The following is a 15,337-nucleotide window of genomic DNA, read 5'->3' on the forward strand; positions in this document are numbered from 1 at the left end:
GCGCTGTCAGCGGGCCAATGAAAAATCTTTCTCTGGGAAATCATGTATTTGAAGGCTGGCTAACAACGACTCTTGCTGCGTGACGGTTCTGTTTTTTGCCGGTTTCGGGTTAAAATCCCGGATTCCGTTAGATGTGTGTTCCCATGACCAAGTTCATCTTCGTTACCGGCGGTGTGGTGTCCTCTCTGGGCAAAGGCATCGCCGCCGCGTCTATTGCGGCCATTCTCGAGTCGCGCGGGCTGAACGTCACCATGCTGAAGCTCGACCCGTACATCAACGTCGATCCGGGTACGATGAGCCCGTTCCAGCACGGTGAAGTCTTCGTGACCGAGGACGGCGCCGAAACCGACCTCGACCTCGGCCACTACGAGCGCTTCATCCACGCCAAGATGAAGAAAAGCAACAACTTCACCACCGGCCAGGTGTACGAGTCGGTCATCAGCAAGGAGCGGCGCGGGGACTACCTGGGCGGCACCGTACAGGTGATTCCGCACATCACCGATGAAATCAAGCTGAAGGTGCGCGAGGGCGCCGGCGAGGCCGACGTGGCCATCGTCGAGGTGGGCGGTACGGTGGGCGACATTGAGTCGCTGCCCTTCCTGGAAGCCATCCGCCAGATGCGCGCAAACCTCGGTCGCAAGAACACGCTGTATGTGCACCTTTCATACGTGCCTTTCATTGCTGCCGCCGGCGAGATCAAGACCAAGCCGACCCAGCACTCGGTGCGCGAGCTGCGTGAGATCGGCATCCAGCCTGACATCCTGCTGTGTCGCATGGACCGCGAGCTGCCCGAGGACGAAAAGCGCAAGATCGCCCTCTTCTGCAATGTGGAAGAGGAGGCGGTCATCGGCTGCTACGACGCCGACAGCATCTACAAAGTGCCGGCGATGCTGCACGCCCAAGGCATCGACAACATCATTTGCGAACAGCTGCAACTGGACCTGCCGCCGGCGGACCTGTCGGTGTGGAACCGCATCATCGATGCCATCGAGCATCCTGAGCACAGCGTCGACATCGCCATGGTGGGCAAGTACGTCGACTTGACCGAATCCTACAAGTCGCTGTCGGAGGCGCTGAAGCACGCCGGCGTGCACACCCGTACCCAGGTCAACATCCATTACGTGGACTCCGAGGAAGTGGAGCGCGACGGCTGCGCGGCCCTGAAAGACATGGACGCGATCCTGGTGCCGGGTGGCTTCGGCAAGCGCGGCGTAGAAGGCAAGATCAAGGCGGTGAAATTCGCCCGCGAGCACAACATTCCTTATCTCGGCATCTGCCTAGGGATGCAGATCGCACTGATCGAGTACGCACGCGACGTGGCCGGCATGCCCGGCGCCAACTCGACCGAATTCGACATCGACACCGAGTTCCCGGTGGTAGCGCTGATCGACGAGTGGGTGAACCATGACGGCAAGGTGGAAACGCGCGACGTGAACTCCAACCTGGGCGGCACGATGCGCCTGGGTGGACAACACTGCGATCTGGTCGAAGGCTCGCTGGCCGCGCGCATCTACGGCAATACCGATATCGTGGAGCGCCATCGCCACCGCTACGAAGTGAACAATTACTACGTTCCGAGGCTCGAAGCCGCCGGCCTGACGATCAGCGGCCGTTCGGCAGGGCACGAGAAACTGGTGGAAACCATCGAACTGCCGGACCATCGCTGGTTCTTTGCCTGCCAGTTCCATCCGGAATTCACCTCTACGCCGCGCGACGGGCATCCCCTCTTCATCGCCTACGTGAACGCCGCACTGGGCTACAAGGCCGATAAGGCCTAATGCCGAGCCCGGGGTTGGCCGAAGCCTGTTCGGCCAACCTTTCCCGACCTAGGAGGCAACACCATGCAATTGACCGGATTCGAAGTCGGCCTAGACAAGCCACTTTTCCTGATTGCCGGGCCCTGCGTCATCGAGAGCGAACAGCTGGCGATCGACACGGCAGGCCAGCTCAAGGAAATCACCCAGGCGCTGGGCATGCCCTTCATCTACAAGTCCAGCTTTGACAAGGCCAACCGCTCCTCGGGCAAGTCCTTCCGTGGCTTCGGGATGGAAAAGGGCTTGCGCATTCTGGACGAGGTACGCCGCCAGGTGGGGGTACCCATCCTGACCGACGTACACACCGAAGAGCAGGTGCCGCACGTGGCCGCAGTGGTGGACGTACTGCAGACCCCGGCTTTTCTGGCTCGTCAGACGGACTTCATCCGCGCTGTGGCGCAGTCCGGCAAGCCTGTCAACATCAAGAAGGGCCAGTTCATGGCACCGGGCGACATGAAGCATGTCCTCGACAAGGCCCGCGATGCTGCGCGTGAAGCCGGCCTGTCGGAAGACCGATTCATGGCGTGCGAGCGCGGGGCCTCCTTCGGTTACAACAACCTTGTCTCCGACATGCGCAGCCTGGCGATCATGCGCGAGACCGGCTGCCCGGTGGTATTCGACGCCACCCATTCGGTACAGTTGCCGGGCGGTCAGGGCACCAGCTCCGGCGGCCAGCGCGAATTCGTGCCGGTACTGGCGCGGGCCGCGGTCGCAGCGGGCATTGCCGGCCTGTTCATGGAGACCCACCCGGATCCCTGCAAGGCCCTCTCCGATGGCCCGAACGCCTGGCCACTGCCACGCATGCAGTCGCTGCTGGCCACACTGCAAGCACTGGATGCGGTGGTGAAGAGCGGCGAGTGGCCCGAGGCTTCGGCCTGACGCACCCTGTTTTGGCCAGCCGTCGCCACGACAGGTTGGCCGAATCCGTATACGGAAGACCAACTTTAAGCTATTGAAGGGGAATTACGCATGAGTTCGATCATCGACGTGGTCGCACGTGAAATCCTGGACTCCCGGGGCAATCCGACGGTGGAAGCCGACGTTCTGCTCGAGTCGGGCGTAATGGGCCGTGCAGCCGTGCCGAGCGGCGCCTCCACCGGTGCCAAGGAAGCGCTGGAACTTCGTGACGGCGACAAAGGCCGTTATCTGGGCAAGGGCGTGCTCAAGGCGGTAGAGAACATCAATACCGAGATCTGCGAAGCCATCGTCGGCCTCGACGCAGCCGACCAGACCTTCATCGACAAGACCCTGATCGAGCTGGACGGCACCGAAAACAAGGGCCGCCTGGGTGCCAACGCGATGCTGGCCGTTTCCATGGCCGTAGCCCGTGCTGCGGCGGAAGACGCCGGCCTGCCGCTTTACCGTTACCTCGGCGGTGCAGGACCGATGGCGCTGCCAGTGCCGATGATGAACGTGATCAACGGCGGTGCACACGCCAACAACACGCTCGACATCCAGGAATTCATGATCATGCCGGTCGGGGCCAAGACCTTCCGCGACGCGCTGCGTTGCGGGGCCGAGGTGTTCCACACGCTGAAAAAGATCTGCGACCAGAAAGGGTATGCCACCACCGTCGGCGACGAAGGCGGCTTTGCCCCCAATCTGGCCTCGCACGAAGACGCGATCAAGCTGATCCTGGAAGCGATCGACGCCGCCGGTTATGTGGCCGGGGAAGACGTGCTGCTCGCCCTCGACTGCGCTTCCAGCGAATTTTACCGCGACGGCAAGTACCACCTCACTGCCGAGGGCCTGTCGCTGACCTCCGAGCAGTTTGCCGACTACCTGGAAACGCTGGTGGAACGCTATCCAATCATCTCGATCGAGGACGGCATGGCCGAGCACGATTGGGACGGCTGGAAAGTGCTGACGGACCGACTGGGCACCCGTGTGCAACTGGTGGGGGACGATCTGTTCGTCACCAACCCGATGATCCTTGGCGAAGGCATCGAGAAGGGATTGGCCAACGCGCTGCTGGTAAAAGTCAACCAGATCGGCACCCTTTCCGAAACGCTCAAGGCCGTCGATCTGGCCAAGCGCTCGCGCTACACCAGCGTGATGAGCCACCGCTCGGGCGAGACCGAGGACAGCACCATCGCCGACTTGGCTGTGGCCACCAACTGCATGCAGATCAAGACCGGCTCGCTGTCGCGCTCCGACCGGATGGCCAAGTACAACCAGCTTCTGCGCATCGAGGAAGAACTGGGCGAAGCCGCCTGGTACCCGGGCCGTGCTGCCTTCTACCATCTGAAATAAACCATGCGCTGGCTGACCCTGGTACTGTTGATCGTGATTGCCGCACTGCAATGGCCGCTCTGGTTCGGCAAGGGCAGCTGGCTCAGGGTCTGGCAGCTTGACAAGCAACTGGAAGTCCAGCGGGCGGTCAACGAAACGTTGATTGCCCGCAACGCGGCGCTGGATGCGGAAGTGAGAGACTTGAAGACAGGTACCGACGCTATCGAGGAGCGCGCCCGCAGCGAACTGGGCATGATCCGTCAGGGCGAGGTATTCTTCCAGCTACTGCAACCGGCCCATAAGACCCCCCCACCGCACTGATACCGGCGTCGACCGGGCCCAAATGCGTAGTACCCTATAAAAAAAACACATGGCTTCGTACAAAAGCACCAAGGTCTGGTCGATGACAACCAAAAACCCGATCGACGTCGCCCGCGAAACCCTCAAACAGCTCAGTGCCCGCAAGCTTCTGCCCACACCGGAAAACTTCGAGCGCGTCTACAACGAGCTGACAGGCACCCCGGTCGAACGCGAGAACAAACTGGCGCTGCAGCTGATGCGTGCGCTGGAAACCCTGCCCACTGCCACCGTCACCGCCCGCGCTACCTTCTCGCGCCTGCGCCAGGTGATGGAAGAGGAACGATGGGAGCAGGTGCCACAGCTGGCAATCGAATTTATCCGCCACGCGGAGACACAGACGGCGCTCACCGAATCCTGGGGCACGCTGTTGGCCAACCTGATCCGGGCTTGGGAAATGCGCCAGCCGGACCTTACCCAGACCTACAAGCAAACGGCACTTGAGCGCGTACTGATCAATTACGGCGACCGACCGGAAGAGCTGAATCGCAAGCTGGCCGCACTGGTGGAAAACTGGCTGACGCCGAGCCGGGCACGAGTCGCCTCCGAGGACGGCGAGGCACCGCTGCCGGGTGTCACGCAAGACATCCCGGCCCCGCCATTGGGCAGCATGCAGGCCTGGCAGACATGGCAGCGCCTGCTCACTCTTTCGCTCAAGCACGGCCTTGAGCCACGGCTGGAGCTGTATCCCGATTTGGTGCAGGCTCTGGAAGCCCTGATTCGCGAAGTATCCGGCCTCAAGGACGAGGCTGCCCTCACCACCTTCCTTGCCCGCCTGCGCGCCTTCATGATCCGTCTGGAGCTGCAGACCCAGCAGGAAGAGCGGCTGGTGCACGGCCTGGTGGGCTTGCTGCACCTGCTGCTGGAGAACATTGCTGAAATCAACCGCTCGGACAGCTATCTGGTTGGGCAGGTGGCGTCGTTGCAGGAGGTGCTGGGGCAGCGCCCGCTGTCCATGCAGCACATCTACCAGCTGGAAACCACACTCAAGGAAGTCATCCGCAAGCAGGGCCAGCTCAAGAGCTCGCTGGATGAAGCCGCCAGCTCGTTGCGTGCGCTGCTGGACCGGTTCATCACCCGGCTGGCGGCAATGACCGACAGCACCGATGAGTTCCATACCAAGATCAACGGACACAGCGAGAAGCTGCGCAGCGCGCATGATATCGAGGAAGTGAAGGACATCATTTCCTCGCTGGTGGAGGATACCTCGGAGATGCAGGTGGACCTCAGCCGGTCGCGTGACGAGCTGATCACGGCGCGGGAGCAGGTGGAGGCGGCCGAGCACCGTATCCGCGAACTGGAAAGCGCCTTGGCAGCAGCCAGCGCCAAGGTGAAGGAAGACCAGCTGACCGGCGCCTACAACCGCCGTGGTCTGGCGGAGCACTTCCAGCGCGAAATCAGTCGTGCCGAGCGCAGCAACAACCCGTTAAGCGTAGCGCTTCTGGATGTGGACAACTTCAAGCAACTCAACGACCGCTACGGCCACCTGACCGGGGATGACGCCCTCAAGTACCTGGTGGACGTAATTCGCCACTTTGTACGGCCTTCGGATGTGGTGGCCCGTTTCGGGGGCGAGGAATTCGTGGTGCTGATGCCGGAAACGTCCATCGAAGAGGCGATGCAGACGGTGCAGCGCCTGCAGCGGGAGCTAACCAAGACCTTCTTCCTGGCCAACAACGACCGGCTGGTGATCACCTTCAGCGCGGGCGTGGCCTGCTGGCACCTGGGCGAGCAGGACGCGGACGTGATCGAACGGGCAGACCGGGCCATGTACCAGGCAAAGCTCAGCGGCAAGAATCGTGTGTTTTCGGCCGAGAACCTGGACCTCTAGGACACCATGCCTCTGGCAGACTGATCAGGGGCGCCCACCCAAAAGCCGGGCATCGCCCGGCTTTTCATTTTGGTGCGGCCGCAGGGTTGGCCGAAGCGGGCTGGCGCCCGCCACGGCTGGCTTCCACCCGCTGGCGCCGTACTTCCTTCGGATCTGCTTTCAGTGGACGGTAGAGCTCCACACGGTCTCCGGCCTGAAGCACGGTAGTCGGCGGAACCACCTTGCCGTAAATCCCCAGCTTGAGTGCAGGGATGTCGAGTTCCGGAAACAGCGCCGCCATGCCTGCGCGCGAAACAGCCTCGGCCACCGTGGTACCCAGAGGCACCTGCAGCGCTACCAGACGCTGCCGGTCCGGCAGGGCACAGGCCACTTCCACGCGAATGGTTTCAGTCATCGCCGTATACCCTGTCCGCTTCCTTGATGAAGGCGTCCACCAGCATCCCCGAGATGTGACCGAACACCGGACCGATGATTTTTTCCAGCAGACGGCTGGAGAATTCGTAGCGGAGGCGGAACTCGACCTTGCAGCCGAAGTCTCCCAACGGATGAAACCGCCAGTCGCCCTCCAGAAACTCGAAGGGACCTTCGACCAGCGCCATGTGGATGGCGTGCGGGAAATCGTTGGTGTTGCGGGTGGTGAAGTGCTGCTTGACCCGCAGGTAATCGATGTGGAGGCTGGCCACCAGCTGATTGCCCTCGCGGCTATGGACTTCGGTCTTTCCGTACCACGGCAAAAAACGCGGATAGTTTTCCACCGTATCCACGAGCTTGAACATTTCTTCCGGGGTGTGGGCGACCAGAACGGTCTTCTCGACAACCTGCATAGAGTCGCTTGGCTCAAAAGCGCTACGGTACACGAAGCGAGGCGGGGGCGACAAGGCCACAAGGGCGGCCGCGCCAAGCGGCTGAATTTCCGTGACTTTGGCGAACCCTCGGCTTCTGTTAAAATGATGGATTCTTCAAGGCATGTGCGCCCATGAGCATTATCCAGAACCGCAAGGCATTTCACGATTACTTCATCGAGGAAAAGCTCGAAGCCGGGCTTGTGCTCGAAGGCTGGGAGGTCAAGGCCATCCGTGCCGGTCGCGTACAGCTCAAGGAGAGCTACGTCGACTGGAAGAACGGCGCCTTCTGGCTGGTGGGCTGTCACATCACGCCCCTGAGTTCGGCTTCCACCCATGTGAAGGCCGACCCGGTCCGGGCGCGCAAGCTGCTGCTGTCGCAGGCCGAGATCAACCGCTTTATTGGTAAGGTCGAGCGCGCAGGCTACACGATGATGGCGCTCGACATGCACTTTCACAAAGGGCGCATCAAGCTGGAGGTGGGCCTCGCGCGCGGCAAGAAGCTGCACGACAAGCGCGAGACCGAAAAAGAGCGCGAATGGGCCCGCGAAAAGCAGCGCCTGATGCGCAACAAGGGGTGAACCCAATGCCCAAGAGCTTTGGCATGCCACTGCTGCTGATCGCCCTCGGCTCGGTATGGTTCCTCAAGAGCACGGCCCTGCTTCCCAATACCGCCACCCTGCTGGCGCTGCTGCTTGCCGGATGCGGCCTTCTGCTGCTGGTTCTGGAAGGAGTGAACAAATCCTCCATCGTCAGCAGCCCGCTGCTGATGTACACGGGCGCAGCCATCTGGGTGTACGACCACTACGGCGTGCGCTTCAGCCACGTGTTCTCGCTGGGCATGGTACTGGCCGGCCTGCTGATGCTGCTGGCCCACAACCGTCGTATTCCCGAGCGGCAGGCACCACGAGGCGGACGCAAGGGCCCGCCAGCCGAACACTGAACTGTCCGAGGCGGCCGCAGGGCCGCCTCGGTATTTTTACATCAAGATTTCATATCAGGTACTGAACCGGCTTCGGCCAACACTGGAAAGACAGGCATGGACAAGATCCTCATTCTCGACTTCGGCTCCCAAGTGACCCAGCTCATCGCACGCCGCGTGCGCGAAGCGCATGTGTACTGCGAGCTGCATCCCTACGACATGCCCATCGAGGACATCCGCGCCTTTGCACCCACCGGCATCATCCTCTCCGGCGGGCCGAATTCGGTCTACGAATCCGACTACCAGGCCAACCCTGCCCTGCTGACCTTGGGCGTGCCGGTGCTCGGCATCTGTTATGGCATGCAGTGGATGGCCCATGCCCTGGGTGGTCGTGTAGATGCGGGTCATGTGCGCGAGTTCGGTTACGCCGAGGTGCACACCGTGTCCAGCCGGCTTTTCAACGGGTTGGAAGACAAGACCCTGCCCAACGGCGAACATGTGCTCGAAGTGTGGATGAGCCATGGCGACAAGGTCAGCCAGTTACCGGCCGGCTTCACCGTAATCGGCAGCAACCCCTCGTGCCCGATTGCCGCCATGGCCGATGAACACCGCCATTTCTACGGTGTGCAGTTCCACCCGGAGGTTACCCACACCCGCAAGGGACGCGAGATGCTGCACCGCTTCGTGCTGGACATCTGCGGTGCCCAACCGTCGTGGACCATGCCCAACTACATCGACGAAGCCGTGCGCAAGATCCGCGAACAGGTGGGTGAGGAAGAAGTCATCCTTGGCCTTTCCGGCGGCGTGGACAGTTCGGTGGCGGCCGCACTGATCCACCGAGCCATCGGCGACCAGCTGACCTGCGTGTTCGTCGACCACGGTCTGCTGCGCCTGAATGAAGCCGAGATGGTGATGGAGATGTTTGCCCGCAACCTGGGGGTAAAAGTGGTGCATGTGGACGCTTCGGCCGATTTCATGCAGAAGCTGGCCGGCGAGACCGACCCGGAGAAGAAACGCAAGATCATCGGCGCCGAATTCGTTGAGGTGTTCCAGCGTGAGTCCGGCAAACTCACCAACGCCAAGTGGCTGGCACAGGGCACCATTTATCCGGATGTGATCGAATCGGCCGGCGCCAAGACCAAGAAGGCCCACACCATCAAGAGTCACCACAATGTGGGGGGCCTGCCCGAGGACATGAACCTCAAGCTGCTGGAGCCGCTGCGCGAGCTTTTCAAGGACGAAGTGCGCGAACTGGGTGTGGCCCTCGGCCTGCCGCACGACATGGTCTACCGGCATCCCTTCCCCGGCCCGGGCCTGGGAGTGCGCATTCTCGGCGAGGTCAAGCAGACGTACGCCGACCTGCTGCGCCAGGCTGACGCCATTTTCATCGAAGAGCTGCGCAACACCAAGGACGAACAGGGTGTGTCCTGGTATGACAAGACCAGCCAGGCCTTTGCCGTATTTTTGCCGGTGAAATCGGTCGGCGTGATGGGCGACGGCCGCACCTACGACTACGTGGTAGCCCTGCGCGCCGTGGTCACCAGCGACTTCATGACCGCCCACTGGGCCGAGCTGCCCTACAGCCTCTTGGGCCGCGCCTCCAACCGCATCATCAATGAGGTCAAGGGCATCAACCGCGTAGTTTACGATGTGAGCGGCAAACCGCCGGCAACCATCGAGTGGGAATGATTCCACGTTAGCCGCTGACATTCGGCAGCTATCGCAAAACCCAGCAGCCCCGCCATTTTGCGCGGGGTTTTCTTTTTTCTGCTTTCGGCGGCTATCGTTGGAAGCCGCAAATCTTTTCTGGTATGAACGGCGGTATTTTTTAATCACGCCAGTGATGCCCGATACCGTACCGTCACACAGTCCCCCATCGTGACGGTAAAAACCACGCAAAAACCCAATAACGGCGCGGGTTTCAAGCCTCCCTGCGAGATATCGGGCAATGACGGTAAAAACCCCGACTCAGGAGACGGTAGAGTGCTGACGGGAGTGATTCAACCTTAGTCGCCTGCATTCGGCAACCATCATGAAGCCCAGTAGCCCCAAGCTTTTGCGCGGGGCTTTTTCTTGTCTGCTTTCAGCCGCAAGGGGGAAGACGGAAATTTCTGACGGGATTCTTGGTGGTATGTTTCTGCCTGCCCCTATCCCATATTTAATATACCCTCAACGATCAACGCCCATTTTGACGGCAAAAATCGGCGGGAACCCAAGAGGGGCACGGCTTTTAGCAGACTAACCGTCAGCCCGGTCGATGACGGTAGCTTCTCCCCAAAACAAAATGACATGCTGACCGATACCAAGCTGAAGCAGCCAGCACACGCGGACAGGAGAACCGAGGTTGCCGACCCAGATGGTTTGCAAGGGGGCGCGGCACCACGCCCTTCAGCCCGGCCTACAGGCTGAACAGGCTCGGGAAACCCGGGCGAGTGCTCGTTAAGGCACGGCTCGGCTGACGTTGGCCGAAAAGTGACGCTCGCCCCTTGGTCGGGCTGGCAAAGGGGTGCGGGTATGGCAAATGCTGGAGGTAGGCCAGCCGCTCAGCCTGCGTTCGGCACGAAAGATATTCCGAAGTGGCTTTCGTGCGAGCTGCAAAAGTGGCGCCGGACCGGTGATTGTCTGTCCGGAGGAAGCACCTCTCCCAACCTCAAGAAAGGCTTCATCATGAAAAAGCTTCTCGCAGCCCTGTTTGCCGTAAGTTTCCTTGCTGGTTGCAGCATGTTCCACGCCAATGACATGCCGGCCGGCGCCAAGACGTCCAGCGGCGATACCAAATCGTATCCGACCGGTAACGACAAGCCGCAGTAAGGCGTACATCGCCCGGGGGCGCCGGATGGCCCCCCTTTTTTTATGGCTGCGGACGGTGTCAGAGGACAGTTCCGGATGGGAAGGCTGCGCTTATAATGGCGCCATGATGCCCACACCCCTGACCACTCCGCCGCTTCCGCCCGCTGCCATCGCCTGGCTGGCGGCCCTAGGGGTGGACAGCCAGGAAGAGTTGGCGCGTACTGGGGCCGTGCGTGCCTTTTTGCTGCTCAAGGCTGCTGGCCATACGGTTACCAGCCGACTGCTGTTTGCCTTGGAAGCGGCCGTGCGCGGCATTCATTGGCGGCACCTGACGGAGGTGGATCGTCAGGACCTGCTAAAGGCCCTGTCCACCAGCCCCCCGGTGCGTCTGCCTCCGGACCGTGAAGCGCGCATACGTTACATGGACCGTGCGCAGGCCTTGGCCGAAGAAGCCGCAGCCCAAGGCGAGGTGCCGGTGGGCGCGGTGGTGGTGCATAGAGGTCGCATCATCGGCGAGGGCTGCAACCGGCCGATTACCGATCACGACCCATCGGCGCATGCGGAAATGCTGGCCCTGCGTGCCGCGGCCGCCGCGCTCGGCAACTACCGCCTGGACGGCTGCGATCTGTACGTGACGCTGGAGCCGTGCCCGATGTGTGCCGGGGCCATCCTTCATGCACGCGTGGCCCGTGTAATCTTCGGGGCGCCCGACCCCAAGACAGGTGCGGCCGGCAGCGTGCTGGACCTTTTCGCGCAGCCCCGCCTGAACCACCATACTGCCGTATTCCGGGCACCGGAAGGCGAGGCCTGCAGCCAGCGGCTGAGTGCCTTCTTCCGAAGCCGACGCAAGGAACTCCCATGCTGATGAAGGTGCTTAGCCAAGGACTGGTCAGCCTGACCCTGCTGCTGGCCCCCGCGGTGCGCGCCGCCCTGCCCGTTCCTGGGGGGATGACGCCGGGCGCGGTCCAGTTTGTACTGGAGCAGCAGCTCGCGGCGCCGCTTGCGCCCACCGAACCCAACCGATTGCACTATGGTGCGCCGTGGTTGCGAGTGGGTGTGCGCACGCAGACCGCAGTACTGTTCGACGAATGGGGGCGGGAAACCCGCCGCTATGTGGTCTCCACCGCCCGCAACGGCGTGGGCGAGAAGGTCAACAGTTACCAGACGCCGCGTGGCTGGCACCAGATCTGCGAAAAGATCGGGGACGGCGTGGAGCCGGACACCATCATCTACCGGCGCCGTATCACCGAATGGAAGTACACACCCGAACTGCATGCCCAGTACCCGGACAAGGACTGGATCCTAACGCGCATCCTGTGGTTGTGCGGACAGGAGCCGGGCAGGAACCAGGGCGGCGACGTCGACAGTTACGACCGGGCGATCTACCTGCACGGCGCCGGCAGCCACGTCCCCTTCGGTACGCCCACCTCACGCGGCTGCGTGCGCATGCGTAACGATGACATCATCGAGCTGTACGAGCTGGCCCAGCTGGGCCTGGATGTCTACATCGACGAACAACAATGATCTCGCTGACCACCCCTGCCCTGCTGTTCCCGGCCATCTCGCTGCTGCTTTTGGCCTACACCAACCGCTACCTTGCACTGTCGAGCATCGTCCGGCAGCTGTACAACGACTATCAGTCCAACCCGGACGTGAAGATCGTGCGTCAGATCGGCAACCTGCGCCGGCGCATCCTGCTGATCAAGTGGATGCAGGGGCTGGGCATGGGCAGCCTGTTCTTGTGCGTGGTGGTGATGCTGCAGGTGTATGCAGGCTGGGAGCAGGCCGGACATTGGGTGTTCGGTGTCAGCCTGGTCATGATGATCGCCTCGCTCGGGCTGTCGCTGGTGGAACTGCGCATGTCCACCGATGCCCTCAACATTCTGCTTTCAGACCTGGAGGCGGAGTACGACCATACGGTTCAGGGCCGCTGACCGTGCCAACCACCCGGGCTCGCCTTGCCGAACGCCCACCGCTGTTCCAACTGATGATAGCGGCCGGAGCGATGCAGGACGGCAAGCCCTGCATCCAGTTGCTCCATTGCCCATTCTCCTTGCGGATGACGCGGTGAGAAGGTGACGTAGAGTGGATTCTCGATGGCCGTACCCACACGCTGGAAGCGCCCGCGGAACTCCAGGACATGGCTGCCCACCAGATGGTCCATCACCCGGCTGTACATCAGCACATAATCCAGCCGTCCCGCAGCCAGCTTGCGCAGATTTTGTAGGTCGGACAGGGCGTACTCTTTGCGGAAGGCAACGCTGCGCTCGACGGCGTCGCCATAGGTGTAGCCATTGGTCAGCCCGACGCGCTTGCCTTCGAGGCTGTTCACCGTGAGAGGGCGCCGCAGCGGCGCACCGGTCTGACGATAGATGCCGATGTCCGCTACGAACAGCGGCGTGTTGTGAAAGAGGTAGAAGCGGACGGTGGAGGCATCCTTGAGCGAGTTGAAACAACCGGCCATGTGGCCATAGCGTACCACCCGCATGCAGCGCGCGTAGGGCATGCTCTTGAGGGTGACGTCCACCCCCACGGCGCGGTAGGCCTCGCGCACCACGTCCACCACGAATCCTTCCGGCTGGCCGTTGCGCTCGGCGGCGTAAGGAAACCAATCGTCCTCCACCGCCAGGGTGAGGGTCTGCGCCGTCCGTGCCGGCGCGACGCCGTAAAACGCCCAGAGCAGCAGCAGAACCCACCTCTTCATCCAGCCCACCCTTCTAGGGCCCCGCTCGACCGGGGCGATCAGATTGCCGGCCGGGCAGACAGTGCCTTCGGCCAACGTACGGAAGATGCAGCAGGGATATTGGCATCCCCGGGGCCACCAAGGGAAGCGGATTGATGCAGGTGCCGGGCAGGCCCTCTCAGCGGGGAGCCGCCTGTTGCACGCCACCTCCACTGCGTGGCCGGGCAAATTCCGCACCAGCCGTTTATCTTCGGCATTGTGCGGCAAACAGACGACATCGCCACAACAGCCCCGGCCTTGGAGCGCCCCCACGACCGATGCCAGCCAGCGTGGCAAGCCTGCATCAGCCTTGCGGCCAGAGACAGCTTTGGGCTGTCGACGAAAGGCGTGCCCTACTGGGCGTAGGCGCGGCAGCCATTGCTGTGCATGGAGGCCTGCACGTCCCGCAGTCGCTGCAGGCCGTTGTCGATGGGAAGGTTGTTGTTGAGCCGGTAGGCAAGCGCATCACGCTGACCGCGCAACACCTCGCAGTCGGTGCGAGGCAGCGCGCGCTCACGCGGCAGCCGGTAGGTGGAGTCCCCGTCCACAATCACCACCGTCCGGTCTGGCAGAGGCCGTCGGTAGAGTTTCTCGGGCTCTGGGCGGGGTGGAGCCGGCACAATGGGCCGACGGGACTGCAGGGTGTAGCCGTCCGGACAGCGTGCAGCATCGCCGAACAGGATCTCCCCCGTACGGTCGTTGCGACAGCGCAGCACATCCGCCTGCGCCATGGATATTCCCAGACAGCACAGCAGGCCAACAGCGGCCCGCATGAGTACAACATGCATCTATCCCAACCTCCTGCAATGAAACCCGGCTAGCGGGCAGCCTCTGCCTCGCCCAGCTGCCGGGCCAGGTAACTGACGATGACCAGCTGCAGGAAATGGTAAACCATGATCGGGGCAATGATCAGCCCCAGCGCAGGGTGGGCGCCAAACATCACTTTGGCCATTGGCACGCCGGTAGCCAGCGACTTCTTGGAGCCGCAGAAGGTGCTGGCGATGGTGTCGCCCCGGTCGAAGCCCAGCCTGCGGCACAGCAAATTCATCAGTGCGTAGACCAGCACGAACAGCCCCACCGACACAGCGGCGATCAGCGCGATGGTAGACACACCATGCTGGGCCCACACGCCTTCGGCCACCGAATCGGAAAACGAGTTGAGGACGATGGCGAGAATGGTGGCGCGGTCCAGCCGCTTGGTCAGTGCAGCATTCTGCGTCAGCCAGCGGATCAAGAGCGGACGCAGCACCTGGCCGAGCACGATGGGCAGCAGTACCAGCAGCACCACCTTCAGGATCACCGGCCACAGGTCAAAGGCCGCGCCGTTGGCCTTGAGGTAGGCATTGACCCATAGCGGCGTGACGAACACCCCGATCAGGCTGGACAGGCTGGCATTGAAGATGGCACCGGGTACATTACCGCGTGCGATCGAGGTCATCGCCACCGAAGAGGACACAGTGGAAGGCAGCGCCGCCAGATAGAAGAAGCCTAGCGCCAGGGCCGGGGTGAGGTGCGCCCCGAACAGCGTCACCAGCAGCAGCCCGAGCAGGGGAAACAGCAGGAAAGTGGAGAGCTGCACCACCAGATGCAGGCGCCAGTTGAACAGCCCCTCGCGCAGCTTCTGTGGCGAGAGTGTCAGACCGTACAGCAGAAACACGAGCGCCACGCCGTAGTTGGTGAAGTATTCGATGCGCACCAGTCCGCCGGTGCGTCCAAGCGCCGGCCATGCCACCGCCAGCCCCACCGCGCCCACCAGCGCCAGCATGAAGCCGTCGAGTCCGAAACGTTTAAGCCAGTTCATTGCGTACCCAGTGCCGCAAACGGAAA

The 15,337-nt window shown here is 62.2% G+C and carries 17 protein-coding genes; 12 read left to right on the forward strand and 5 right to left on the reverse strand.

Annotated elements, in window-relative coordinates; translation table 11 throughout:
- Positions 1–143 precede the first annotated feature (143 nt).
- The 5 genes from EV669_RS05460 to EV669_RS05480 all read left to right on the forward strand — a co-directional run bounded on the left by EV669_RS05460 (position 144) and on the right by EV669_RS05480 (position 6,234).
- Positions 144–1,778 carry a CTP synthase gene (locus EV669_RS05460; protein ID WP_054284664.1) on the forward strand — a complete coding sequence of 545 codons (1,635 nt, stop codon included), beginning with the start codon at positions 144–146 and terminating at the stop codon, positions 1,776–1,778.
- Positions 1,779–1,841: 63 nt separating this feature from the next.
- Complete coding sequence (gene kdsA / locus EV669_RS05465) at positions 1,842–2,693, forward strand: 3-deoxy-8-phosphooctulonate synthase (RefSeq protein ID WP_054284663.1); 852 nt, start codon at positions 1,842–1,844, stop codon at positions 2,691–2,693.
- 90 nt (positions 2,694–2,783) lie between these two features.
- Positions 2,784–4,067: a phosphopyruvate hydratase gene (eno, locus tag EV669_RS05470; protein WP_054284662.1), complete on the forward strand. Its 1,284-nt coding sequence runs from the start codon at positions 2,784–2,786 to the stop codon at positions 4,065–4,067.
- A gap of 3 nt (positions 4,068–4,070) precedes the next feature.
- Positions 4,071–4,367, forward strand: a complete 297-nt coding sequence (gene ftsB / locus EV669_RS05475) for a cell division protein FtsB (RefSeq protein ID WP_054284661.1) — start codon at positions 4,071–4,073, stop codon at positions 4,365–4,367.
- A gap of 82 nt (positions 4,368–4,449) precedes the next feature.
- Positions 4,450–6,234 (forward strand): GGDEF domain-containing protein, encoded by a 1,785-nt coding sequence (locus tag EV669_RS05480; RefSeq protein ID WP_132098102.1) that lies wholly within the window; start codon positions 4,450–4,452, stop codon positions 6,232–6,234.
- 64 nt (positions 6,235–6,298) lie between these two features.
- Here the strand turns inward: EV669_RS05480 and EV669_RS05485 are convergent, their stop codons facing one another.
- Positions 6,299–6,628 carry an RnfH family protein gene (locus EV669_RS05485; RefSeq protein WP_132098103.1) on the reverse strand — a complete coding sequence of 110 codons (330 nt, stop codon included), beginning with the start codon at positions 6,626–6,628 and terminating at the stop codon, positions 6,299–6,301.
- Complete coding sequence (locus tag EV669_RS05490; RefSeq protein ID WP_054284658.1) at positions 6,621–7,058, reverse strand: type II toxin-antitoxin system RatA family toxin; 438 nt, start codon at positions 7,056–7,058, stop codon at positions 6,621–6,623. The genes EV669_RS05485 and EV669_RS05490 overlap by 8 nt, the downstream gene beginning before the upstream one ends.
- A gap of 152 nt (positions 7,059–7,210) precedes the next feature.
- Between EV669_RS05490 and smpB the strand changes: the two genes are divergently transcribed.
- The 7 genes from smpB to EV669_RS05525 all read left to right on the forward strand — a co-directional run bounded on the left by smpB (position 7,211) and on the right by EV669_RS05525 (position 12,722).
- A complete protein-coding gene (gene smpB, locus EV669_RS05495; RefSeq protein ID WP_054284657.1) occupies positions 7,211–7,657 on the forward strand; it encodes an SsrA-binding protein SmpB in 447 nt (148 codons plus the stop codon).
- 23 nt (positions 7,658–7,680) lie between these two features.
- A complete protein-coding gene (locus tag EV669_RS05500; protein WP_318271335.1) occupies positions 7,681–8,019 on the forward strand; it encodes a hypothetical protein in 339 nt (112 codons plus the stop codon).
- 96 nt (positions 8,020–8,115) lie between these two features.
- Positions 8,116–9,687 (forward strand): glutamine-hydrolyzing GMP synthase, encoded by a 1,572-nt coding sequence (gene guaA, locus EV669_RS05505; RefSeq protein WP_054284655.1) that lies wholly within the window; start codon positions 8,116–8,118, stop codon positions 9,685–9,687.
- A gap of 825 nt (positions 9,688–10,512) precedes the next feature.
- Positions 10,513–10,809: a hypothetical protein gene (locus EV669_RS05510; protein WP_132098105.1), complete on the forward strand. Its 297-nt coding sequence runs from the start codon at positions 10,513–10,515 to the stop codon at positions 10,807–10,809.
- Between the two features lie 106 nt (positions 10,810–10,915).
- Entirely contained in the window at positions 10,916–11,653 is a 738-nt protein-coding gene (tadA, locus tag EV669_RS05515; protein ID WP_132098228.1) for a tRNA adenosine(34) deaminase TadA, read from the forward strand.
- The gene (locus tag EV669_RS05520) at positions 11,647–12,312 is read left to right on the forward strand and encodes a L,D-transpeptidase (protein WP_245622669.1); all 666 of its coding nucleotides are present in this window, start codon (positions 11,647–11,649) and stop codon (positions 12,310–12,312) included. Before tadA ends, EV669_RS05520 begins: the two co-directional genes overlap by 7 nt.
- Positions 12,309–12,722: a DUF2721 domain-containing protein gene (locus EV669_RS05525; protein ID WP_054284654.1), complete on the forward strand. Its 414-nt coding sequence runs from the start codon at positions 12,309–12,311 to the stop codon at positions 12,720–12,722. Before EV669_RS05520 ends, EV669_RS05525 begins: the two co-directional genes overlap by 4 nt.
- Here EV669_RS05525 and EV669_RS05530 read toward each other — a convergent pair.
- The 3 genes from EV669_RS05530 to EV669_RS05540 all read right to left on the reverse strand — a co-directional run bounded on the left by EV669_RS05530 (position 12,710) and on the right by EV669_RS05540 (position 15,311).
- A complete protein-coding gene (locus EV669_RS05530) occupies positions 12,710–13,492 on the reverse strand; it encodes a substrate-binding periplasmic protein (RefSeq protein WP_132098106.1) in 783 nt (260 codons plus the stop codon). The genes EV669_RS05525 and EV669_RS05530 overlap by 13 nt on opposite strands.
- 371 nt (positions 13,493–13,863) lie before the next feature.
- Positions 13,864–14,298: a DUF4124 domain-containing protein gene (locus EV669_RS05535; RefSeq protein WP_132098107.1), complete on the reverse strand. Its 435-nt coding sequence runs from the start codon at positions 14,296–14,298 to the stop codon at positions 13,864–13,866.
- A gap of 29 nt (positions 14,299–14,327) precedes the next feature.
- Positions 14,328–15,311 (reverse strand): bile acid:sodium symporter family protein, encoded by a 984-nt coding sequence (locus EV669_RS05540; protein WP_132098108.1) that lies wholly within the window; start codon positions 15,309–15,311, stop codon positions 14,328–14,330.
- Positions 15,312–15,337: the final 26 nt, after the last annotated feature.

Source organism: Gulbenkiania mobilis (genome assembly GCA_004346645.1).
Lineage (GTDB): Bacteria > Pseudomonadota > Gammaproteobacteria > Burkholderiales > Chromobacteriaceae > Gulbenkiania > Gulbenkiania mobilis.

Coding starts and splice junctions, on each gene's coding strand:
- EV669_RS05540 (WP_132098108.1), bottom strand. CDS start 15,311: ATGAACTGGCTTAAACGTTTCGGACTCGACGGCTTCATGCTGGCGCTG.
- eno (WP_054284662.1), top strand. CDS start 2,784: ATGAGTTCGATCATCGACGTGGTCGCACGTGAAATCCTGGACTCCCGG.
- guaA (WP_054284655.1), top strand. CDS start 8,116: ATGGACAAGATCCTCATTCTCGACTTCGGCTCCCAAGTGACCCAGCTC.
- EV669_RS05480 (WP_132098102.1), top strand. CDS start 4,450: ATGACAACCAAAAACCCGATCGACGTCGCCCGCGAAACCCTCAAACAG.
- EV669_RS05520 (WP_245622669.1), top strand. CDS start 11,647: ATGCTGATGAAGGTGCTTAGCCAAGGACTGGTCAGCCTGACCCTGCTG.
- EV669_RS05525 (WP_054284654.1), top strand. CDS start 12,309: ATGATCTCGCTGACCACCCCTGCCCTGCTGTTCCCGGCCATCTCGCTG.
- EV669_RS05535 (WP_132098107.1), bottom strand. CDS start 14,298: ATGCATGTTGTACTCATGCGGGCCGCTGTTGGCCTGCTGTGCTGTCTG.
- EV669_RS05460 (WP_054284664.1), top strand. CDS start 144: ATGACCAAGTTCATCTTCGTTACCGGCGGTGTGGTGTCCTCTCTGGGC.
- EV669_RS05500 (WP_318271335.1), top strand. CDS start 7,681: ATGCCACTGCTGCTGATCGCCCTCGGCTCGGTATGGTTCCTCAAGAGC.
- tadA (WP_132098228.1), top strand. CDS start 10,916: ATGCCCACACCCCTGACCACTCCGCCGCTTCCGCCCGCTGCCATCGCC.
- EV669_RS05490 (WP_054284658.1), bottom strand. CDS start 7,058: ATGCAGGTTGTCGAGAAGACCGTTCTGGTCGCCCACACCCCGGAAGAA.
- EV669_RS05530 (WP_132098106.1), bottom strand. CDS start 13,492: ATGAAGAGGTGGGTTCTGCTGCTGCTCTGGGCGTTTTACGGCGTCGCG.
- ftsB (WP_054284661.1), top strand. CDS start 4,071: ATGCGCTGGCTGACCCTGGTACTGTTGATCGTGATTGCCGCACTGCAA.
- kdsA (WP_054284663.1), top strand. CDS start 1,842: ATGCAATTGACCGGATTCGAAGTCGGCCTAGACAAGCCACTTTTCCTG.
- EV669_RS05485 (WP_132098103.1), bottom strand. CDS start 6,628: ATGACTGAAACCATTCGCGTGGAAGTGGCCTGTGCCCTGCCGGACCGG.
- smpB (WP_054284657.1), top strand. CDS start 7,211: ATGAGCATTATCCAGAACCGCAAGGCATTTCACGATTACTTCATCGAG.
- EV669_RS05510 (WP_132098105.1), top strand. CDS start 10,513: ATGGCAAATGCTGGAGGTAGGCCAGCCGCTCAGCCTGCGTTCGGCACG.